Source organism: Actinoplanes philippinensis (assembly GCF_900113015.1).
GTDB classification, from domain to species: Bacteria; Actinomycetota; Actinomycetes; order Mycobacteriales; family Micromonosporaceae; genus Actinoplanes; species Actinoplanes philippinensis.
In genome coordinates this window covers 335,324-353,665 of the sequence record NZ_FONV01000010.1, presented here as the reverse complement: position 1 = coordinate 353,665, position 18,342 = coordinate 335,324, and the positions used below count along the sequence as shown (strand labels likewise).

Below are 18,342 nucleotides of genomic sequence, written 5' to 3'. Positions count from 1 at the left end.
AGACTCGCATTCACCCGTTCCTAGATCGCGAACGGATGATTCCAGAACGGAAACAGCATGAAGCGAGCGTTGGCAACACCGGACGAGATCAGCACCTACCTCGGGGTCTCCCTGAGGACCCTGGAGACCTGGCGCTACCGCAAGACCGGCCCGGGCTGGCACACCGTCGGTCGGCACGTGCGATACCGCTGGGAAGAAGTCGACCGGTGGCTCGCCGAGCACGCCGAGCAGTCGGCGGCGGCGTGACCATGGCGACCGAAGAAGAACGCCGCCCCGCGGATGGCAGAGCGGCGATCGAGCAGGCTGGCGACCTGGCTCTCAGCGTAGACCGTGCGCGCGGCCACCGGCGACCATCCGACCGGCTCACGACGATCGACTACGAGGCCATGGGCTTCACGCTTGGGTACACCGAGCGGGCCGTCATCGGGAGTGCCCTGCTCGCGCTGGAGCGTGCCGAATGAGGCGGGACGCGGGCACGGTGCTGCGGGCGGGCGAGGCGCTGCTCGGTGAACAGGAGACCTTCACCCGCGAGCAGGTCGCCTACCTGATCGACCTGGCGTTCGAGTCCGGTCTCCGCTTCCGGGCGGCGTACGCCGAAGGCGAGATGCTGGCGAGCTGGGCGCGACACCACGGCGCCCCGCCGACCCGGGCGGAGCGGATCGCCGCCGAGCTGGCCGCGGTCGACCGGGCCGCACGGCTGCGCGCTGAGCGCGAGGGGCGCCCGTACCGGGTGTACCGCGGTGGGCCGGTGGACTGGGAGACCGGGGCGCCCGTTCGCCAGCTGGGGGCGGTCGCGTGACGAGCAAGGCCATGCAGGCGGCTATTGCCGCCAGCGAACGTCAGCGGAAGGCCGGACCGGTTTCTGACACGCCGCCAACAGTGTCAGAACCGAAACCGCCTCTGAGCAGGCAATCTGACACTTCTGACACTTCTGACACAGCTTTGGATGACGAGCTGTTGGCGGGCATCCGCGACGGTTCGTGGCTCGATCAGCAGGACTTCCCGCCGCTGCGGTACGCCGTACCCGGCCTGCTCCCGGAGGGTCTGACCCTGCTGGTCGGGCCGCCCAAGGCCGGTAAGTCGTGGCTGATCCTGAGCACCCTGCTCGACGTCGCCGCCGGCGGCCGGATCCTCGGCAGCATCCCCGCCGGGCCGCCGCGCCGCGTGCTGTACCTCGCCCTCGAGGACGGCGACCGCCGCATGCAGGACCGTTCCCGGCGCCTGCTCGACGACGAGCCGATCCCCGGCACGTTTTCCTACCTGACCACCGTGGCGCCCGGGCGGTTGTTCAGCACCATCCGGGCGTTCCTTCGGCGCTACCCGGATACCGCCATGGTCGTGCTCGACACGCTCGGCAAGGTGATGCCACAGGCCGCACCCGGCGAGTCCGCCTACCAGCGCGACTACCGCGTCGGTGGCGACCTGAAGCGGATCGCCGACGAGCGGCCCGGGCTCGCCCTGGTCGTGCTGCACCACGATCGCAAGGCCGTCAGCGAAGACTTCGTCGACGCCGTCAGCGGCACCAACGGCCTGGCTGGCGCCGCAGACACCATCGTCGTGCTCGCCCGGAAGCGGCAGTCCACCGACGGCCTGCTCATGGTGACCGGCCGCGAGGTGCCGGAAGCCGAGTACGCGCTCCGGCTCGTCGACGGCGTCTCGTGGCAGCTCGACGGCGCGAACCTCGCCGCAGCGGCCGCGGCTGCCCGCCAGCGGCAGGAGAGTGCGGGTGTCTCCGAGACCACGATGGGCGTCGTCGAGTTCGTCCACGCAGCCGGCCCGGGCGGCATCACTGCGGGCGCGGTCGCCGAGAAGTTCGGCAAGGACAGCCACCAGTACCTGCGACGCCAGGTGGAGGCGGGGCGGCTGATCAAGCTCGGCCGCGGTCGCTACGCCGCTCCGCTCAGCACCGTGTCAGAAGTGTCAGAAGTGTCAGAACAGCAGGTCATCGGTGGTTTCGGTTCTGACACCGCCGAACCGAGTGTCAGAAACCGCGCAACGGGAGGAAACCCATGATCATGCAGCCGTACCCGATCCTGATCCGCCTCGACTGGACGCCGGAGCCCGCGCTCATCATCGGCTGGGAGACGCACGAGGGCGGCATGCGCCCCGCGGTCGCCGTGGCCATGGGAGACGCCGGCACGGTCGTCTACCACGTCGGCGCCGACGAGCGGTGGTCCATCGTCCAGGCCGACGAGACGCCGTGAGCGACGACGAGTGGCAGGAGCGCCTACGGGCCGCCGTCGAGCAGACGCTCGCGAAGCGCGCGGCCCGGCAGGCGGAGCGAGAGGCGTTCAAGGCACGGCGCGCGGCCGGCCTCAAGGCGCGACACCTTGCCAAGCTGGCCCGGGATGGCGCCCTGCCGCTCTGCTGCCGGGAGAGCGACGACCCGCCGTGCCCGCAGCACCGCCAAGCGCGCGCGGTCACCGGCGAGCAGGGGCCGCGGGCGAAGCTCCCGCCGTCCCGGCCGGCGCCAGAGCAGCGCCGATAACCCTGTGTGACGGAATGGCTTGGGTTATTCACCGTGCGCACACAAGTGAAAAAGACGGCAGCGGGTCTCTTCTGGCGGCGCTCCCTAAGAAACGGACATCCCGGACGGAGGTGGACAGGTGAATCGGCGGCCTGTGTCACCGGAGAACGCTGGTCGTAACGGCACGCGCTGGCGTGACACCCGGGAGAGGGTGTTCGCGATCCACGGTGACGTGTGCTGGGTGTGCGGTCACGTCGGGGCGTGGGAGGTCGACCACGTGGTGCGCCGTGCTGACGGTGGTGACCCCTACTCCCTCGACAACCTGAGGCCGGCGCACGGCAGCAACTACCCGTGCCCGGTGTGCGTGAGCGGCACCACCCGCCGCCCACGCTGCTGCAACCAGGAGCGCAACGCCCGCGTGCGCCCGGTAGGCAGGGTCCCTCTGACTGTGGACCCGCACTCGATCTGAACACGAACATCTACTGAAAGGTTGATCATGTCCGATTCGCTGAGCGCTTCCGAGCGGGATGACGTCGTGGGGCTGGCCGTGGCGCTGATGTGCGCCGGCTGGTCGCAGGATGAGAAGGCGTTCGAGTCACTGCTCGACGGTGCCGACCTGGTGGGTGTGATCGCATTCCTCACCGGTCTTGCGACTCAGCTCGGGGCGGCAGCAGCAGGGGGCAGGGAGCAGTGGGCCGCGATGCTCGCAGCCTGGCAGCCGGGCCAGCGTCTCGGCGATGGGCTGGGGGGAGAGGTAGCATGATCTCGGCAGACGTCACCTGTTGGCGCCCGACCTCTCCGAGGCGGGACGGACCACGGTCGACCGGCCACCGGCACAGGCCGGGCGTGAAGCTCTCCGAGCGGCGCCCTGAAGCTCCGGTACGGCGCGCCGATCCCGTTGACGCTGCCCCTCTTCCGGGGCCTCTCCTTCCGGAGTTCTCTCATGCCTGAGCGCATCCCTACCCTCGACCAGCTTCGCGAGCAGTTCCCCGACGACCCGGCCCGTCTCGAAGAGGCCGCGGTCGCGGCCCGTGATCTGCACGCGGCCGAGATGACCCGCATCAACCAGGAGGCCCGCAACGACGACCTGACGGCGTCGCAGCAGCGGCGCTGGGACGCCCACGACGTCGCCGAGGCGGAGCTGCGGCAGTACGTCGCCGAGCAGCGCCTCGCCCGCGTGGCCGCGTCCCGCGCCGACACCCAGTCGACCCGGATGTCCGTGGGCGCCGCGGCGATGACCCCGGACTCGCTGGACGGCCGGCGGTCGGTGGCGCTGCGGTTCGCCGACGAGCAGCACAAGCAGGGCATGTTCACCGACAGCCAGCGGCAGCTCGTTCAGGACCTGGTCGACGACGGGTCGATCGGCAAGCGGCAGTCCGCGGCCGAGTTCCTGTCGGTGGCCGGCGACCCGGCCTACCTGCGGGCGTTCTCGAAGCTGCTGGCGGACCCGGCCCGCGGCCACATGGAGTGGACGCCGCAGGAGGCGGACGCGTACCGCGCGGTGGCCACCTGGAAGGCCGCGCAGTCCGAGGCGCGTACGGCGATGGCCACCTCGGGCTACGTCCTGCCGTCGGTGCTGGACCCGGCGATCATGCTCACCAACGACGGGTCGAACAACCCCCTGCGCCGGCTGGCGCGCGTGGTGACGACCTCGACGAACACGTGGCGCGGCATCACCAGCGCGGGAGCGACGGCGGAGTGGAAGACCGAGGGCGCCCAGGCGGCCGACGGCACTCCGACGGCGGCCGAGGTCGAGATCCCGGTGTTCCTGGCCGACGTGGACGCGATCTTCTCCTACGAGGTGCAGCAGGATGCGATCGACCTGGTGAGTCAGCTGCAGTTCGTGGTGCGGGACGCGATCGACAACCTGCAGGCGGTGGCGTTCACCACCGGCAACGGCACGACCGCGCCGCAGGGCTTCGTCACCGGCCTGGACGGCACGTCGTCTGAGGTGGCCGGCAACGGCTCGGAGACGCTGGCCAGCTCGGACCCGGTGAAGCTGCAGAACGCGCTGGGCGCCCGGTTCTCACCGAACGCGGCGTGGATGAGCAACATCGCGATCGCGAACACGATCCGCTTCTACGAGACGACCAACGGCGCGCTCATGTACCCGGAGCTCCGGCAGTCGCCGCCACAACTGCTCGGCAAGCCCTGGTACGAGTGCAGCAACATGGACGGCACGATCAACGCGGCTGCGACCTCGGACAACTTCGTGCTCGCGTACGGGGACTGGCAGGCCGGCTACGTGATCGTGGACCACATCGGCGCGACGGTGGAGATCCTGCCCGGATACGGGGCGAACAACCGCCCGACCGGCCAGCGGCACCTGTTCGTGACCTCGCGGCACGGCGCCGAGGTGGTCCGCCCGCAGGCGCTGCGCCTGCTCAACGTCGCCACCACGGCCTGATCACGGCCCTTCCAATCTCTCGCCCCGTCTCCGTTCCAGGGTCAGGAGGCGGGGCGAGACCGTACCCTCACCGGGCGGTGGGGGTGCGCGGAGATCACGCAGAAATCTGCGCGGTTCAGGGTCTCCCCAACCCGTTCCGTTGGCGCATCCTCAGTGGCTGTCGCAGCAGCACAGAGGCCCTGTCGTGGGTCTTCCCTGGCGCACTCCGTTGACGCCTCCGGGTGCGCGGAGATCACGTCCGCAGGTGCGCAACGGGGAGAGGGCGACGGGTCCGCGACATCCCACTGTAGAAACACGGCCCGTCGCCCCTCCCTGCCCCCGTTCACGGGTGGGGGCAGGCCTATGGGGGAGTACCCGGGAGATACCACTGGCCCGGTGCGATCTCCAGGCGCTCGACCTCATCGGGCGGCAACAGCAGGCGCATGATCGAGGGCTGCGGGTCGCCGATCTCGTCGTCGACGGGGATCTCGTCGCGGTCATTGCCGGGCAGGCCGGCCTCCCACCACCTCATGACCGTGGCCGCCGGCTCGCCTCGTAGCGGGCCCTCTCGGCATCACGCCACGCGTGTACAGCCTTGACTCTCCGGCGCCACAGCACGCGCCGCATGACCTCGACGAGCATCTCGTCGGCCTCCCCTTATGCAGTGTCGGGGGACGGCGGCCAGCGCGATCAAGCGGGCCCGCGCGCTCGCCGCCGCCAGGACGCGACGCCACGTGTGCACGAGTCGCCTCATGCCCTGCCCGGTCGCGAACCTGCCAGCAAGCTACCTCGGAGTTCTACACGTGTGCACCACAACAGGTGTTCACAGTTAGCGAATACACCCTGTACATAACGTCAGGTGCATGCCCTCAGGTCGGCCGAAAGTGCAGCTCATGGGCGCGTGGGAGATCCGGCAGCGGCTCGGCTACTCGCGCGAGTGGACGCAGCGCCTCATCACCCGGAGGGATTTCCCGGAGCCGTACGCCACGCTGCGAATGGGGTCGGTGTGGGCCGCCGAGGATGTCGAGCAGTGGATCGCGGAGAACCGGCCCAACCTGGACGAGCCCGAAGGCGAGTAGTCACCAGCACCACGCAGGTCGGCATGCGTGTGCCGAATCCGCCGGTGTCACCGCCTGGTGTCATGGCTCGTGACACCGCCCCCGACCTGCGGATCACCCCTGGATCCGCCGGCCCCTCGACGGGGGAGGGGAGTGGTTTTCGATCATGTCCCCGGGGACATCGCTGGTCGGCGCGTATGTCCCCGTGTCACCGATCGCCGGCCGGGCCGTCTATCAAGGTCCGCGCCGACTTTCCGGGAGCGCCGTTACCGTCAGCGGCTGTTACTGGTAACGCACCAGCTCAGGACGACGCGTAACACGTCGGGCGGGTCGCTTCGCACGGTGCACACGGTGTGCACCAGCGCTTCGCATGGCGCTTCACACCGCCCCTATACAGGACCGGGCCGGACCCGATCGCACGGTGCACACCATGCGTACAGGTCCGGCCCGGCATCGTCCTACGGGGTCTCTTCCACCAGGTCGGCCAACTCGCGGAGCTTGCGAGCCAGGTTGCGGAGCCCGCCGGCGGACAGCTCGACGTCCTCCAGGGTCGAGCGCATCTCGATGATGCCGAGCCGCTCCACCGCGCCGGTCTCCCGGTTGACGCGCTGCTCACCCCAGAAGCCCAGCTCCCGCTCGATCCCGGTGCACGCCTCGACCACGGTCACCGACTCGGGGAAGGACGAGCAGTTCTTCTCCTGCAGCCGGTCGCCGCCCCGGTAGTGCTCGACACACCAGCTCGGGCAGTCGTCCTCGCCCGGCACCTCGCCGCGGGTGAGCACCAGGTCGTTGAACCGGAACGTCCAGCCGCTCGAGTCGTCGAGCGTGCGCTGAGGCGTGTAGACGGTGACCTGGTCGAGGGACTTCTGGTCCTCGGCGCAGATCAGGACCCCGTGGATGCGCTGCCACCCGTCGCCGGTGAGCAGCTGCGTGCCGACCTGGAGGAACTGCGCGCGAATCTGGCGCTCCTGCCCGCTCATCGGCCACTCTCCAGGTGACCGTTGAGGACTTCCAGCACGCCGAGGATGGCCTTGCGCTCAACGGGGGTCAGGGCGCGGCGCCGGAGGGCGATGCTGCCCAGCGCCTCCACGGTCTCCTGCTTGACGACACGGGCAACGGTGAGGGCGTCGAGGTAGCCCTCGACGTAGCCGTCCCGGAAGTCCGGGTTGTCGTTGATCCGCTCGTCACGGTCGGTGGGGGTGGGTACGGTACTCATTGGGTCGACTCCTTGTCAGTCGATTCATGAGCCCGGCCAGCGTTGCAGTCGCTGCGTCCGGGCTCGCTTCATTCGAGGGGTGATCGAAGGGCGAGGGGCGCGGGGACCTGGTGGCCCGCGAGCCATGATCAACAGGCACAGATTCGGCACAGAAGAGGGCGCGTCCGGGTGCGTAGCGATGCGAGCGTGTGAGGGCTGTTCTGCCTGCTCAGCAGCCACGTGCGCCATGAGGGCGCAGGTCAAGGGCATGCCCCGATCGATACAACAACTACCGCTGAGACGAGAGCGGCCGGCTCTCCCCGGAGCCGGCCGGCGGAAAACCGGGCGGGTGGCCGTACCGGATAAAGGTCCGCCGAAGGCGTCGGGAAGTGCAGACTGGGGTGATGAGCACGGCGGCGGCCCTGGTCGGGTTGGTGCTGGCGGTGTTCGGGGCCCGGATGCTGGTGACCGGCAACGCTCCCGGCGTGATCGCCCGTTCGTTCCGCACGCCACGGCAGGCGGGCGGCTATCACCTGCTGTTCGGTATGGCCGTCCTGATCTTCGTGGTGGGGGCGACGCAGCTGACCGAGGTGGCCGCGATGATCGCGACCCTGCTGGCGGTCGCGCTGGTGGCGATCGCGGTGGTCTATTTTCGGCCGGGGAGCCGCACGCGCGACCACTCCGAGTGAGGGGCGTACCGTGGGGCTGTGGTGATCGACCCGGTGGTGGACGCTTCGTGGCTGGCTGAGGGGACCGCGGATCGTCCGGTGGTGCTCGCCGACGTCCGGTGGTATCTAGATGGCCGTTCCGGCCGGGAGGCCTACGAGCGTGGGCATCTGCCGGGCGCGGTCTTCATCGATCTGGACACCGCGCTCGCTGGTCCGGCGTCGCCGGCCGAGGGCCGGCATCCGCTGCCGGATCCGGAGGTGTTCGCGGCGGCGATGGCGTCGGCCGGGATCAACGATCAAGATCAAATCATTGCGTACGATGACGCGGGCGGCGTGGTGGCCGCAAGGTTGGTCTGGTTGCTCCGGGTGACGGGGCATGATGCGGCACTGTTGGACGGGGGCTTGACCGCCTGGCCGGGCGAGCTGACCACGGAGGTCCCGGTCCGCCCCGTGACGACGTTCACCGCCCGTCCGTGGCCCGCCGACCGGCTGGCCTCGCTGGAGGAGACGGTGTCCTCGGCGGGCCCGGTGCTGGATGCCCGTGACGCTCCCCGCTTCCGTGGTGACGTGGAGCCGGTCGACCCGCGGCCGGGTCACATCCCGGGCGCCCGAAACCTTCCGGTGCGGCAAAATGTGGATGCCGACGGCCGTTTCCTGCCCGTCGCGGAGTTGCGCCGGCGGTTCGCCGAGGCCGGTGTCGAGGACGGCGCGGCCGTCATCTCGTATTGCGGGTCCAGCGTGACCGCCTGCCACAACCTGCTCGCCCTGGAGCATGCCGGCCTGGGTGTGGGTCGGCTGTTCCCGGGTTCCTGGTCGCAGTACAGCCACACCGGCCGTCCCGCCGCGACCGGCGACTGACTCAGTCGGGCCGGCCGGCCGTGTCGGCGACCCAGCGCTGGTGCGACTCCCAGGCGGCCTGCTTGGTGGTGCCGAGGGCGGCCCCGATCCGGGTCCAGGAGGCGCCGGCCGCCCGGGCGGAGCGGATCATCGTCTGTCGTCCGTATCCGGCCTTTCGGATGATCACCTCGCTGAGCGCGAGCATCTCGAGCATCTCGTCGGCGGAGAGCGGGGGCTCCTCGTCCGGGTCCATGGCGGCGAGGGCGTCACGCATCCGGAGATCGTCGTAACGGTTCGTCGCCGTGGTGAGAGTATGCCGCTGCTCCAGTTCGTCCGGCGTGCTCATGATTCGCAGCATTCCGTCAGGCTTTCCTGACGTCAACTAATCTTGACGAGGTCTCAGCATTTTGTCCGCTTTGGTGGCCTAAATCATCAGCAAACCCGCTAATCCTTCGGTGACGTGCCCGGGGCCATGCTCAACCGTTCGGCCAGGATTTGCCTGAGCGTCGGCACGACCCGCCGATGAACGCTCCCTGTCGCACAACTGGTGTGGCACCATCATGTGACCCCCATCTGATGCAGTCTTCGATTACGAGGAGCGAGCTATGTCCGCAAGGAAGCTGGGTCGCCTAGCCGGCTTGGTTTTCGTGCTAGTGGTGGCCTTCGGCGGGGCGAGTGCTGGGGCCTTCACCGCAGATGAGGCCGCCGCTGTCGCAGTGCTGAACACGACGAACTTCGAGTGGAATTGATTTTCACTTCGTCCTGAAGCGCTGGGCGGATAGCGCCGACCGGAGAGGGGGCTTGATGGCCACGCGCCCTCCGGCCAGGCGGGCCAGTTCGCAACGAGCGTGGTTGATCACCTACCCGCTCGCCCTGTTCGCCATGATCTGCCTTGCCATCTTCTGGCTCCGCGAGCCGGAGTGGTATAGGGAATGGCCCAAAGGGCTGCTCTTCTTCGTCGCCTATCTCGTCGCCTACCGCGACGTCTTCAACATCGTCATCTGGCGTAGCGCGTTCACCGTCGCGGTGACCGATGTCCCGCTGGTGCTCGCTCTGTTCTACCTGCCGCCGGTGATGGTGATCCTGGTGGTCGGCGGCGCCATCCTGGTCCAGCAGCTCTGGTCCCACGCGCAGCCGGCAAAGATGGCGTTCAACACCGCCAAGTCGGCGGCGGGAAACTCGGCTGCGCTGCTGCTGATCTTGGCTCTGCCGGAGATCCGGGGGCGCCGGGCCGGGCACGTGGGCGATCCTGGCAGCCGCCGCGGTCACCGTCGGGCTCGTCGAGCTGCTCAGCCTGGCCGGTGTGCTGAGCCTGGTCCAAGGCTTGCGGACCGGCCGTGATGCGCTGCGCGCCGGCCTGTCGGCGCTGGTCGTGACCGGTATCAACGTCGTGGTCGGCCTGGTCTTCCTGGTGACCCTGGTGGCCGAGCCGTGGACCGCGGTCCTGCTGGCCATCCTGGTCGCCGCGCTGGTCGTGGTCCTCCGTTCGTACGCGGAGTTCTTCCGCCGCCACAAGACGCTCGCCGACGTCTACGAGCTCACCCAAGCGGTGCGCGACGAGAGCGGCCGCAGCGGTCTGCCGGACGTTCTGCTCGGCCGGGTGCGCTCGCTCATGCAGTCGGAGTACGCGACGCTCTGGCTGGCCCCGCTCGACAGGCATCCCGAGGTGCTGCTCACCGCCCGGGTCGAGCACAAGGGGCTGCTCGACATCTCGCCGATCCCGGAGAAGGTCCGCGACCACGCTGTGCAGACGCAGTCCGCCACCGCAGTGGGCAGCCGCTTCGCCCAGGCCGAGGACCTGCGTTCCGGCCTGCGGGCGGTCAACCTCAAGGACGTGATCGTCGTGCCGTTGCGTTCCGGCCAGGCGACGATCGGGACCCTGGAGGTCGCCAACCGCCTCGGGGACAACCGCACCTTCCGTGAGGCGGATGTGCAGGTGCTGGAGACGATCGCCGCGCACGCCGCGGTCGCTGTGGAGAATTCGCGTCTGGTCGACCGGCTGCGCTATGACGCGTACCACGATCGCCTGACCGGCCTGCCGAACCGGCGCCGGGTGATCGACGCGCTCGCCGAGGCGGTCACGGTCCGCGCCGAGGACGAGGTCGTCGCGATCATGCTGTTCGACGTGGACGGCCAGCGGAACGTGAACGAGTCGATGGGCCACGCGGCCGGCGACAAGCTGCTGGTGGAGACCGCCGACCGGATCCGGGGCATCGCCGACCCGGGTGCGCTGGTGGCCCGGATCGGCGGCGACGAGTTCGTGGTCACCCTGCGGGCGCCGAGCATCGACGCGACGATCGAGATCGCCACCCGGATGCGGGAGCGGCTGCGCGGCCCGATGGCGGTGGGCTCGCTGACTCTCGACGTGAACACGGCGGTCGGCGTCTCGGTCTACCCCGATCACGGCAGCGATCCGGAGACCCTGCTGCAGCGGGCCGAGCTGGCCGCCAACGCGGCGAAGGTCCTGCCGTACGGTGTGCAGCCCTTCCACCCGGCGCTGGAGTCCCGGGCGGTGCGCCGGCTGGGCATCGCCGCCGACCTGCGCCGCGCCCTGGACAACGATCAGCTCGAGGTCTACTTCCAGCCGAAGGTGACCCTCGCCGACCGGCACGTGGTCGGTGTCGAGTGCCTGGCCCGCTGGGTGCATCCGGCGCACGGCGAGGTCGCCCCGGAGGATTTCGTGGCGGTTGCCGAGCACACCGGCCAGCTTGCCCGGCTCACCGAGTCGGTGCTGGTGGCCGGGTTACGCCGGTGCCGGGCGTGGGCCGACGCGGAGCGCCCGTTCGCGATCGCGGTGAACCTGTCGGCCCGGATCCTGCTGGACTCGCGTTTCCCCGAGCTGGTCCGGGAGCTGCTGGACGAGCACGGGGTGGATCCCGGGCTGGTCACCTTCGAGATCTCCGAGCCGGGCATGCTCAGCGACATCGAGCGGGTCCTGCCGTCCCTCTACCGGCTGCGTGACCTGGGCGTACGGCTGAGTGTCGACGACTTCGGCACGGGCGCCTCCTCGCTCGCCTACCTGCGCCAGTGGCCGGTGCACGAGGTGAAGATCGACGACAGCTTCGTGCAGGGCATGGCGACCGACTCCGGCGACCTCGCGATCGTCCGGGCGGTGATCGGGCTCTCCCGCGAGTTCGGCCTCACCGTGGTGGCCGAGGGCGTGGAGAGCGAGCTCACTCTGGAGCTGCTGGAGGAGATGGGCTGCGAGATCGGCCAGGGCTACCTGTTCAGCCGGCCGTTGCCGTTCGAGCGGCTGGAGGCCTGGCTGAACGCGCAGACCGAGCCCGAGTCCACTCCCACCGGAGAGGTCAGAAGGCTCCGAGCCGTGATCTGACCAGGTATTTCAGGGGAAGGGGGGTACTGATTTCACCCCCGCTCCGGGGCCGTGTAGTCTTACTCCTGCAGCGAGCGAGAGATCGCGACCAAGCGGTTGATCGTAAGTGGCAAGCCCCCTTAGCTCAGTCGGCAGAGCGTCTCCATGGTAAGGAGAAGGTCTACGGTTCGATTCCGTAAGGGGGCTCTACCGGGTTCGTTCCGCCTTGCCTGGCGCTGGACATGTGAGCCTGGCTCGGCGGTGTAGCTCAGATGGCAGAGCAAGCGGCTCATAATCGCTGTGTCGCCGGTTCAAGTCCGGCCACCGCTACTTTCCTGTGGACCCCACCCGGGGCACCACTTTGCGAAGCGGCGGACCGAGCGTCTACGCTGGTTCGTCGTCAGTAAGTAAACCGTTAGCAGGAAGGCACCCCGCCGTGGCCAAGGCGACCGACGTCCGTCCGAAGATCACCCTGGCGTGCACGGAGTGCAAGGACCGGAACTACATCACCAAGAAGAACCGGCGTAACGACCCGGACCGCGTGGAGCTGAAGAAGTTCTGCCCCCGCGACGGGAAGCACACCCTGCACCGCGAGACGCGCTGAGCGTACCGCCAAGATCCTCAACAATGCGCCGTCCGGATACGTCCGGACGGCGCATTGTCGTTTCCGCAGCCTGTGAGATATTTTTGCACTCGTAGTGCTATATCTCTGCGGGCGTCGGCGGGTAGTTTGTGGACATGCCTCTGGACCAATCCTTCGTGGGCCGCAGCTGGCCGCCCACCGAGCCCTACCTGGTCGGCCGCGAGAAGATCCGGGAGTTCGCGCGCGCCATCGGCGCCACCGACGCGGAGTACCACGATCCCGAGGCGGCCCGGGCGCTCGGCTACGCCGACGTGGTGGCCCCGCCCACCTTCCCGGTCGCGATCACCATGCCGGCCAGCCGTGAGGTCGTCGCCGACCCCGCGCTCGGCGTCGACTACAGCCGGGTCGTCCACGGTGACCAGCGTTTCGTGTACACCCGTCCGGTCGTCGCCGGTGACGCCCTGGTCTGCGTCAACACGGTCGAGGAGATCCTCACCCGGGGTGGGCACGAGTTCCTCACCACCCGGACCGATGTGACAACCGAGGCCGGCGAGCCGGTCGTGACCGTCTGGTCGAAACTCGTGGTGCGGGGAGAGGACTGATGAGCGCAGAGCTGGAGCCGCAGACCTTCCGGATCACCCGGGCCGATCTGATCCGCTACGCGGGCGCCTCGGGCGACTTCAACACCATCCACTGGAGTGACCGGATCGCCACCGGAGTGGGACTGCCGGGGGTCATCGCGCACGGCATGTTCACGATGGCTCTGGTCGGCCGCGCGGTCACCACATGGGCCGGCGCCGCGGACGCGGTTGTCGAGTTCAGCGTGCGGTTCAGCCGTCCGGTTCCGGTGCCCGACACCGACGAGGGGACCGAGGTCGTGGTGTCCGCTTCGGTCAAGGAGGTCACCGACGAGGGACACACTCGGCTGAGCCTGACTGCGACGTGCAACGGAGACAAGGTACTGTCCATGGCACAGGCGCTCATCAGGAAGCGGTAGCCCGGGTTGGGATAACAGCGGGCGTACCCGTACACTGGTGCGCCGTGGGGCTCTGAAGTCGCAAGGCGACAGGTCCCGCAAAGGGGTGTAGCTCAATTGGCAGAGCAGCGGTCTCCAAAACCGCAGGCTGCAGGTTCAAGTCCTGTCACCCCTGCGCAATCCTCCTCGACGTGCCCGCCCGGTGCGCGGTCCGCACTGCTTCCGCGTCCGGTCGGGTTCTGACAGGACCATCGGAGAACCACCGACGACGGAAGTAGGGCGAAGTGGCCGAGAAGGACCGCCCCGGTGACGACGTCCCCGGCGACGACGAGGTTTTCGCCGACGCCGCCGCCGGTGATGAGCCGGATGACGACGCGCTGGTGACCAGTGGCGCCGGTGGCACCGCGGTCGCCGAGCGTACGAAGGACGAGAGCCCGAAGACCAAGAAGTCCGGTCGTGGCCCGTTCGGTCGGATCGGTGGTTTCTTCCGCGAGGTCACGAGCGAGCTCCGCAAGGTCATCTGGCCGACCCGCAAGGAGCTTCTGACCTACACCGGTGTGGTGATCGTCTTCGTGGTGATCATGACCGCCCTGGTGGCCGGTCTGGACTACGGGTTCGGTAAGGCGATCCTCTGGGCGCTGGGCTGATCCGCGACTCCGGAGCCCGGCCCCGTACCGCAGAGACTTATCTGGAAGTGAGCGAGCGTGCCTGAGTACGACGACGAGACCACCGACGAGCAGTCGTCGCTGGCGATCGACGAGTCGGTGGAGATCGCCGACGAGTCGGCTGAGGCCCAGGCGCCCGAGGTCGACGAGGACTACGACCCGGTCAAGGAGCTGCGGCAGAAGCTGCGGTATGCGCCCGGCGACTGGTACGTGGTGCACTCCTACGCCGGTTACGAGAACAAGGTCAAGACCAACCTCGAGACCCGGATCACGAGCCTCGACATGGAGGACTTCATCTTCCAGGTCGAGGTGCCGACCCGCGAAGAGGTCGAGGTCAAGAACGGCAAGCGCAACCAGGTGCAGGCCAAGGTCTTCCCCGGCTACATCCTCGTCCGGATGGACCTGACGCCCGAGTCGTACTCCTGCGTGCGCAACACCCCCGGCGTGACCGGCTTCGTGGGCGCCACCGACCGGGTCGACCGGCCGGCGCCGCTCTCCCTCGACGAGGTGCTGAAGTGGCTGGCCCCGGCCGTCCAGGCCGAGGAGAAGAAGGCGAAGCCCGAGGTCAAGGTGCTCGACTTCGAGGTCGGCGACTCGGTCACCGTCACCGACGGCGCGTTCGCTTCGCTGCCGGCCTCGATCAGTGAGATCAACGCCGACCAGCAGAAGCTCAAGGTCCTGGTGTCGATCTTCGGCCGGGAGACCCCGGTCGAGCTCAACTTCAACCAGGTCACCAAGATCTGATCGCCGGATCCCCGGCGGTATCAGTGGGAGGGGTCACCGATGCGTGGTCCCGCCAACAACCACAGGAGTACTGAGTAATGGCACAGCGCAGCAAGTCCTACCGGGCCGCCGCGGAGAAGATCGACTCCAACAAGCTCTACGAGCCGAAGGACGCGATCGCCCTCGCCAAGGAGACCAGCCCGGTCAAGTTCGACGCCACCGTCGAGGTCGCGATGCGCCTCGGTGTCGACCCGCGTAAGGCCGACCAGATGGTCCGCGGCACCGTCAACCTGCCGCACGGCACCGGTAAGACCGCCCGCGTCATCGTGTTCGCCCAGGGCGCGAAGGCCGAGGAGGCTGTCGCGGCCGGCGCCGACGAGGTCGGCACCGACGAGCTCGTCGCCCGGATCCAGGGTGGCTGGCTGGACTTCGACGCCGCGATCGCGACGCCGGACCAGATGGCCAAGATCGGCCGGATCGCCCGGATCCTCGGCCCGCGTGGCCTCATGCCGAACCCGAAGACCGGCACCGTCACCGTCGACGTGACCAAGGCCGTCAACGAGATCAAGGGCGGCAAGATCACCTTCCGGGTGGACAAGCACTCGAACCTGCACCTGATCATCGGCAAGGCCTCCTTCTCGCCGGAGCAGCTGATCGACAACTACGCCGCGGTCCTCGACGAGGTCCTCCGGTCGAAGCCGTCGGCGGCCAAGGGCAAGTACCTGAAGAAGGTCACCATCGCCACCACGATGGGCCCCGGCGTCCCGGTCGACCCGAACGTGCAGAAGAACCTGCACGGCGACACCAACGCCTGACACACCGCTTCACGCCGAGCCCCCGGGGACTTCCCCGGGGGCTCGGCGCTTTTCCGGGCCTGCGTGCGGGGCACGGTCTGTGGCAGGCTGGCGGCCGTGCGTTTCGACGATGTCTGGTTCCGGTACGCCCGCCGCGCCCCGTGGACACTGCACGGCGTCGGCGCCACCTTCGAGCCGGGCCGCACGATCGTGGTCCTCGGCCGGAACGGCGCCGGCAAGTCCACGCTGCTCCAGCTGGCCGCCGGTGTGCTCCGCCCGTCGCGGGGCACGGTCCACGACCGGCCGGCCGTGGTCGGGTGGGTGCCCGAGCGTTTCCCGGCCGCCCAGCCGTTCACCACGTTCGGCTATCTGAGCGCGATGGCCGAGGTCCGCGGCCTGCCGGCGACGACCGCCGACCCGTGGATCGACCGTCTGGGGCTCACCGCGCACGCCGACACCCCGCTCGCCGAGCTGTCCAAGGGCACCGCGCAGAAGGTCGGCCTGGCCCAGGCGCTGCTCACCCCGCCGGGCCTGCTGGTCCTCGACGAGCCCTGGGAGGGCCTGGACGCGCCGTCCCGCGAGCTGATCCCGCAGATCGTCGCGGAGGTCACCACCGCCGGCGGGACGGTCCTGGTCAGCGACCACCGCGGCGAGATCGCCAATCTGCCGGGCGCGCTGCACTGGACGGTCGCCGACGGCACCCTGCACGCCGAGCCCGCGCCGCCGCTGCCCGACGAGGTGGTGGTCGAGGTCGCGGTGCCGCGACAGGACGCGACCGCCGCGGTGGACCGGCTGCGTGCGGCCGGTCACCGTGTCCTCGGGGTCCGGGAGATCTCCGAGGCGGCGGTACGCCGGGAGCACTCCACAGCGGTGCCGGAGAAGACGGGGGAGGAGCGATGATCGCGCTGACCCGGATGCGGCTGGCCGGTTTCGTGCACGGTGGCCGCGTCACAGCGCCCCTGATCACGGTGCTGGCGGTCCTGTTCGTCCTCTACAGCGGTGGCCCGTCGTCGGCGGCGGCCGCCTACAGCTACTCCGCTGCCTGTCTCTTCCCGATCCTGGCCTGGCTGACCAAACTCGTTCTGGACACCGAGCCCGACGCTCAGCGGCGGCTGGCCCGCCTGGCCGTCGGCCCGGTCCGGGAAGCCGCCGCCGGTCTGCTCGCCGCCACGCTCCTCGCCGTCGGCGTCTGCGCGCTGGGGATGCTGGCGCCGTGGCCGTTCCGCGCCATCCGTGGCCCGGAGCCGGGCTCGCTGGAGCCGAGCCTGCCCGCCGGCGTGCTCCTGGGTGTTCTCGCTCACCTCCTGGCCGTGATCGCCGCCGTGGCGCTGGGAGCGCTGGCCAGCCGGGCCGTCACCCGCCGGATCATGCCGGGCGTGGCGATCCTGGTGAGCGGCTCGATCCTGACCGTCGTGCTGGGCCTGAGCGACTCGATCGCCCCGTGGCTGGCGCCGCCCGTGATGGCCACCTCCCGGGCCCTGAGCGGTCGCACCGCCCCGTCCGCGGCCGACCTGACCATCCTGATCGTCTGGGCGACCCTGTGGTGCGCGGTGGTCCTGACCGGCTACGGCCGCCTGCGCCGGGACCGTTCCTGACCGGCTCTTCCTGCCTCGTTCCGGCCGCCTGCGCCGCGGCTTCTCCTTCCTCGATCCGGTCGCCTGCGCCACCACCGTTCCTGGCGGGCTCTTTCTGCCTCGTTTCAGCTGGTGCGCCGCGGCTGCTCCTGACCGGCTCCTCCTTCCTCGCTCCGGCTGCCCGCGTCGCGACCGCTCCTGAACTGCTCGTTCTCGCTCGTTCCGGGGCGGGGCCGGCCCGCCGGTGAGGGCGGGACGGGCCCGATTTGGTTTTCGGCGGCGGGTCCGCGTACCCTTGCGTCTTGAAGTTCCACCCATAGACCGCTGGTCGCCGCAACGATCGTCATCACGACGGACGTCGCGGCCGAAGGTCCCGCTGAAAGCGGGCGACCCGTGCAGGGGAGAACGGTTCGTGATCGTCGGCCGCGCCCGTGCGCGTGTGTTCGAGTCCGCCCCGTGCCCTGCGCCCGGGGCGTTTTGCTTTTTCTTGCGGACCCTCTCGACCAGTGGCTGAAGCACTGAGAGAGGAGGGACATGGCGGACAAGCCGGTCCGGGCCGACAAGGCGTCGGCCGTTGCGGAGCTCACGGATCACTTCCGTGGCTCGGCGGCCACCGTGTTGACCGAATACCGCGGCCTCACCGTGAAGGAGCTCACCGAGCTCCGTCGCTCGCTGGGCAGCGAGGCCAAGTACGCGGTCGCGAAGAACACGCTCGCGAAGCGTGCGGCGGCTGACGCGGGCATCGAGGGCCTCGACGACGCTCTGTTCACCGGTCCTACCGCGCTCGCCTTCGTGAAGGGCGATGTGGTCGAGGCGGCCAAGGGCCTTCGCGCCTTCGCCAAGGCCCACCCCGTTCTGGTCATCAAGGGCGGTGTCTTCGAGGGCAAGGCTCTCACGGCGGAGGAGGTCAACAAGCTTGCTGACCTCGAGTCCCGTGAGGTTCTGCTGGCCAAGCTGGCCGGCGCTCTGAAGGCCGGCCTCAGCAAGGCCGCTGCCACCTTCCAGGCGCCCCTCACCAAGACGGTGCGCACGGTCGATGCTCTGCGGGCTGAGCGCGAGAAGGCCGGTTCCGCGGAGGCCTGAGGCCTCGCGAGAACCGTTAA

Annotated in this window: 25 protein-coding genes, 3 tRNA genes and 1 pseudogene; 25 read left to right on the top strand and 4 right to left on the bottom strand. The window is 69.3% G+C overall.

Annotated elements, in window-relative coordinates; genetic code table 11:
• Nucleotides 1-57: 57 nt before the first annotated feature.
• The 9 genes from BM290_RS27605 (at nt 58) to BM290_RS27565 (ending at nt 4,874) form a co-directional block, all read left to right on the top strand.
• On the top strand, nt 58-246 hold the full coding sequence (locus BM290_RS27605; RefSeq protein WP_093618784.1) for a helix-turn-helix transcriptional regulator: 189 nt from the start codon (nt 58-60) through the stop codon (nt 244-246).
• Nucleotides 243-461 (top strand): hypothetical protein, encoded by a 219-nt coding sequence (locus BM290_RS27600; RefSeq protein WP_093618783.1) that lies wholly within the window; start codon nt 243-245, stop codon nt 459-461. Before BM290_RS27605 ends, BM290_RS27600 begins: the two co-directional genes overlap by 4 nt.
• Nucleotides 458-799, top strand: coding sequence for a hypothetical protein (locus BM290_RS27595; RefSeq protein WP_093618782.1), 342 nt, complete (start codon nt 458-460; stop codon nt 797-799). Before BM290_RS27600 ends, BM290_RS27595 begins: the two co-directional genes overlap by 4 nt.
• The gene (locus BM290_RS27590) at nt 796-2,013 is read left to right on the top strand and encodes an AAA family ATPase (protein WP_093618781.1); all 1,218 of its coding nucleotides are present in this window, start codon (nt 796-798) and stop codon (nt 2,011-2,013) included. The genes BM290_RS27595 and BM290_RS27590 overlap by 4 nt, the downstream gene beginning before the upstream one ends.
• A complete protein-coding gene (locus BM290_RS27585; protein ID WP_093618780.1) occupies nt 2,010-2,204 on the top strand; it encodes a hypothetical protein in 195 nt (64 codons plus the stop codon). The genes BM290_RS27590 and BM290_RS27585 overlap by 4 nt, the downstream gene beginning before the upstream one ends.
• Complete coding sequence (locus tag BM290_RS27580) at nt 2,201-2,488, top strand: hypothetical protein (protein WP_093618779.1); 288 nt, start codon at nt 2,201-2,203, stop codon at nt 2,486-2,488. The genes BM290_RS27585 and BM290_RS27580 overlap by 4 nt, the downstream gene beginning before the upstream one ends.
• A 118-nt stretch (nt 2,489-2,606) precedes the next feature.
• Nucleotides 2,607-2,936, top strand: a complete 330-nt coding sequence (locus BM290_RS27575) for an HNH endonuclease (RefSeq protein ID WP_143133985.1) — start codon at nt 2,607-2,609, stop codon at nt 2,934-2,936.
• Nucleotides 2,937-2,963: 27 nt separating this feature from the next.
• Nucleotides 2,964-3,230 carry a hypothetical protein gene (locus BM290_RS27570; RefSeq protein WP_143133984.1) on the top strand — a complete coding sequence of 89 codons (267 nt, stop codon included), beginning with the start codon at nt 2,964-2,966 and terminating at the stop codon, nt 3,228-3,230.
• A 180-nt stretch (nt 3,231-3,410) separates the two neighbouring features.
• Nucleotides 3,411-4,874 carry a phage major capsid protein gene (locus tag BM290_RS27565; RefSeq protein WP_093618776.1) on the top strand — a complete coding sequence of 488 codons (1,464 nt, stop codon included), beginning with the start codon at nt 3,411-3,413 and terminating at the stop codon, nt 4,872-4,874.
• Between the two features lie 340 nt (nt 4,875-5,214).
• On the opposite strand, the gene BM290_RS48630 is transcribed toward BM290_RS27565, so the two are convergent.
• Nucleotides 5,215-5,385, bottom strand: coding sequence for a hypothetical protein (locus tag BM290_RS48630; RefSeq protein ID WP_177319926.1), 171 nt, complete (start codon nt 5,383-5,385; stop codon nt 5,215-5,217).
• 361 nt (nt 5,386-5,746) lie between these two features.
• Here BM290_RS48630 and BM290_RS27560 point away from each other — a divergent pair, with 361 nt between their 5' ends.
• Nucleotides 5,747-5,932, top strand: a complete 186-nt coding sequence (locus tag BM290_RS27560) for a helix-turn-helix transcriptional regulator (RefSeq protein WP_093618933.1) — start codon at nt 5,747-5,749, stop codon at nt 5,930-5,932.
• A gap of 437 nt (nt 5,933-6,369) precedes the next feature.
• Here BM290_RS27560 and BM290_RS27555 read toward each other — a convergent pair whose 3' ends face one another.
• Both BM290_RS27555 and BM290_RS27550 read right to left on the bottom strand, forming a co-directional pair.
• A complete protein-coding gene (locus BM290_RS27555; protein WP_093618775.1) occupies nt 6,370-6,891 on the bottom strand; it encodes a DUF6907 domain-containing protein in 522 nt (173 codons plus the stop codon).
• Nucleotides 6,888-7,127 (bottom strand): hypothetical protein, encoded by a 240-nt coding sequence (locus BM290_RS27550; protein WP_093618774.1) that lies wholly within the window; start codon nt 7,125-7,127, stop codon nt 6,888-6,890. Before BM290_RS27550 ends, BM290_RS27555 begins: the two co-directional genes overlap by 4 nt.
• Before the next feature lie 383 nt (nt 7,128-7,510).
• On the opposite strand from BM290_RS27550, the gene BM290_RS27545 reads away from it, so the two are divergent.
• Together BM290_RS27545 and BM290_RS27540 are read left to right on the top strand one after the other, a co-directional pair.
• Nucleotides 7,511-7,795: a hypothetical protein gene (locus BM290_RS27545; protein WP_093618773.1), complete on the top strand. Its 285-nt coding sequence runs from the start codon at nt 7,511-7,513 to the stop codon at nt 7,793-7,795.
• 18 nt (nt 7,796-7,813) lie between these two features.
• Complete coding sequence (locus tag BM290_RS27540) at nt 7,814-8,632, top strand: sulfurtransferase (RefSeq protein WP_239143698.1); 819 nt, start codon at nt 7,814-7,816, stop codon at nt 8,630-8,632.
• A 1-nt stretch (nt 8,633) separates the two neighbouring features.
• On the opposite strand, the gene BM290_RS27535 is transcribed toward BM290_RS27540, so the two are convergent.
• On the bottom strand, nt 8,634-8,957 hold the full coding sequence (locus BM290_RS27535) for a hypothetical protein (protein ID WP_093618931.1): 324 nt from the start codon (nt 8,955-8,957) through the stop codon (nt 8,634-8,636).
• A gap of 458 nt (nt 8,958-9,415) precedes the next feature.
• On the opposite strand from BM290_RS27535, the pseudogene BM290_RS27530 reads away from it, so the two are divergent.
• From BM290_RS27530 to rplJ, 13 genes and pseudogenes are all read left to right on the top strand, one after another.
• Nucleotides 9,416-11,945 (top strand): annotated as a pseudogene (locus BM290_RS27530) (putative bifunctional diguanylate cyclase/phosphodiesterase).
• A 113-nt stretch (nt 11,946-12,058) separates the two neighbouring features.
• Nucleotides 12,059-12,131: transfer RNA gene (locus BM290_RS27525), tRNA-Thr, on the top strand.
• Nucleotides 12,132-12,181: 50 nt separating this feature from the next.
• Nucleotides 12,182-12,254: transfer RNA gene (locus BM290_RS27520), tRNA-Met, on the top strand.
• Between the two features lie 106 nt (nt 12,255-12,360).
• Nucleotides 12,361-12,528: a 50S ribosomal protein L33 gene (gene rpmG, locus BM290_RS27515; RefSeq protein WP_014687739.1), complete on the top strand. Its 168-nt coding sequence runs from the start codon at nt 12,361-12,363 to the stop codon at nt 12,526-12,528.
• A gap of 134 nt (nt 12,529-12,662) precedes the next feature.
• Complete coding sequence (locus BM290_RS27510) at nt 12,663-13,109, top strand: MaoC family dehydratase N-terminal domain-containing protein (RefSeq protein ID WP_093618930.1); 447 nt, start codon at nt 12,663-12,665, stop codon at nt 13,107-13,109.
• On the top strand, nt 13,109-13,504 hold the full coding sequence (locus tag BM290_RS27505; RefSeq protein ID WP_093618772.1) for a MaoC/PaaZ C-terminal domain-containing protein: 396 nt from the start codon (nt 13,109-13,111) through the stop codon (nt 13,502-13,504). Before BM290_RS27510 ends, BM290_RS27505 begins: the two co-directional genes overlap by 1 nt.
• An 81-nt stretch (nt 13,505-13,585) precedes the next feature.
• Nucleotides 13,586-13,658 (top strand) — tRNA-Trp (locus BM290_RS27500).
• A gap of 109 nt (nt 13,659-13,767) precedes the next feature.
• Entirely contained in the window at nt 13,768-14,130 is a 363-nt protein-coding gene (gene secE, locus BM290_RS27495) for a preprotein translocase subunit SecE (RefSeq protein ID WP_093618771.1), read from the top strand.
• A 57-nt stretch (nt 14,131-14,187) separates the two neighbouring features.
• Entirely contained in the window at nt 14,188-14,892 is a 705-nt protein-coding gene (gene nusG / locus BM290_RS27490; RefSeq protein WP_093618770.1) for a transcription termination/antitermination protein NusG, read from the top strand.
• A gap of 77 nt (nt 14,893-14,969) precedes the next feature.
• Nucleotides 14,970-15,686 carry a 50S ribosomal protein L1 gene (gene rplA, locus BM290_RS27485; protein ID WP_093618769.1) on the top strand — a complete coding sequence of 239 codons (717 nt, stop codon included), beginning with the start codon at nt 14,970-14,972 and terminating at the stop codon, nt 15,684-15,686.
• A gap of 96 nt (nt 15,687-15,782) precedes the next feature.
• Nucleotides 15,783-16,565 (top strand): ABC transporter ATP-binding protein, encoded by a 783-nt coding sequence (locus BM290_RS27480; protein WP_093618929.1) that lies wholly within the window; start codon nt 15,783-15,785, stop codon nt 16,563-16,565.
• Nucleotides 16,562-17,260 carry a hypothetical protein gene (locus tag BM290_RS27475; protein WP_093618768.1) on the top strand — a complete coding sequence of 233 codons (699 nt, stop codon included), beginning with the start codon at nt 16,562-16,564 and terminating at the stop codon, nt 17,258-17,260. The genes BM290_RS27480 and BM290_RS27475 overlap by 4 nt, the downstream gene beginning before the upstream one ends.
• Before the next feature lie 513 nt (nt 17,261-17,773).
• Nucleotides 17,774-18,322 (top strand): 50S ribosomal protein L10, encoded by a 549-nt coding sequence (gene rplJ, locus BM290_RS27470; protein WP_093618767.1) that lies wholly within the window; start codon nt 17,774-17,776, stop codon nt 18,320-18,322.
• The last annotated feature ends 20 nt before the right edge of the window (nt 18,323-18,342 follow it).

Coding starts and splice junctions, on each gene's coding strand:
- BM290_RS27585 (WP_093618780.1), top strand. CDS start 2,010: ATGATCATGCAGCCGTACCCGATCCTGATCCGCCTCGACTGGACGCCG.
- BM290_RS48630 (WP_177319926.1), bottom strand. CDS start 5,385: ATGAGGTGGTGGGAGGCCGGCCTGCCCGGCAATGACCGCGACGAGATC.
- BM290_RS27550 (WP_093618774.1), bottom strand. CDS start 7,127: ATGAGTACCGTACCCACCCCCACCGACCGTGACGAGCGGATCAACGAC.
- BM290_RS27565 (WP_093618776.1), top strand. CDS start 3,411: ATGCCTGAGCGCATCCCTACCCTCGACCAGCTTCGCGAGCAGTTCCCC.
- BM290_RS27560 (WP_093618933.1), top strand. CDS start 5,747: ATGGGCGCGTGGGAGATCCGGCAGCGGCTCGGCTACTCGCGCGAGTGG.
- rplJ (WP_093618767.1), top strand. CDS start 17,774: ATGGCGGACAAGCCGGTCCGGGCCGACAAGGCGTCGGCCGTTGCGGAG.
- BM290_RS27545 (WP_093618773.1), top strand. CDS start 7,511: ATGAGCACGGCGGCGGCCCTGGTCGGGTTGGTGCTGGCGGTGTTCGGG.
- BM290_RS27510 (WP_093618930.1), top strand. CDS start 12,663: ATGCCTCTGGACCAATCCTTCGTGGGCCGCAGCTGGCCGCCCACCGAG.
- BM290_RS27605 (WP_093618784.1), top strand. CDS start 58: ATGAAGCGAGCGTTGGCAACACCGGACGAGATCAGCACCTACCTCGGG.
- BM290_RS27505 (WP_093618772.1), top strand. CDS start 13,109: ATGAGCGCAGAGCTGGAGCCGCAGACCTTCCGGATCACCCGGGCCGAT.
- BM290_RS27555 (WP_093618775.1), bottom strand. CDS start 6,891: ATGAGCGGGCAGGAGCGCCAGATTCGCGCGCAGTTCCTCCAGGTCGGC.
- BM290_RS27595 (WP_093618782.1), top strand. CDS start 458: ATGAGGCGGGACGCGGGCACGGTGCTGCGGGCGGGCGAGGCGCTGCTC.
- BM290_RS27475 (WP_093618768.1), top strand. CDS start 16,562: ATGATCGCGCTGACCCGGATGCGGCTGGCCGGTTTCGTGCACGGTGGC.
- rplA (WP_093618769.1), top strand. CDS start 14,970: ATGGCACAGCGCAGCAAGTCCTACCGGGCCGCCGCGGAGAAGATCGAC.
- BM290_RS27570 (WP_143133984.1), top strand. CDS start 2,964: ATGTCCGATTCGCTGAGCGCTTCCGAGCGGGATGACGTCGTGGGGCTG.
- BM290_RS27535 (WP_093618931.1), bottom strand. CDS start 8,957: ATGAGCACGCCGGACGAACTGGAGCAGCGGCATACTCTCACCACGGCG.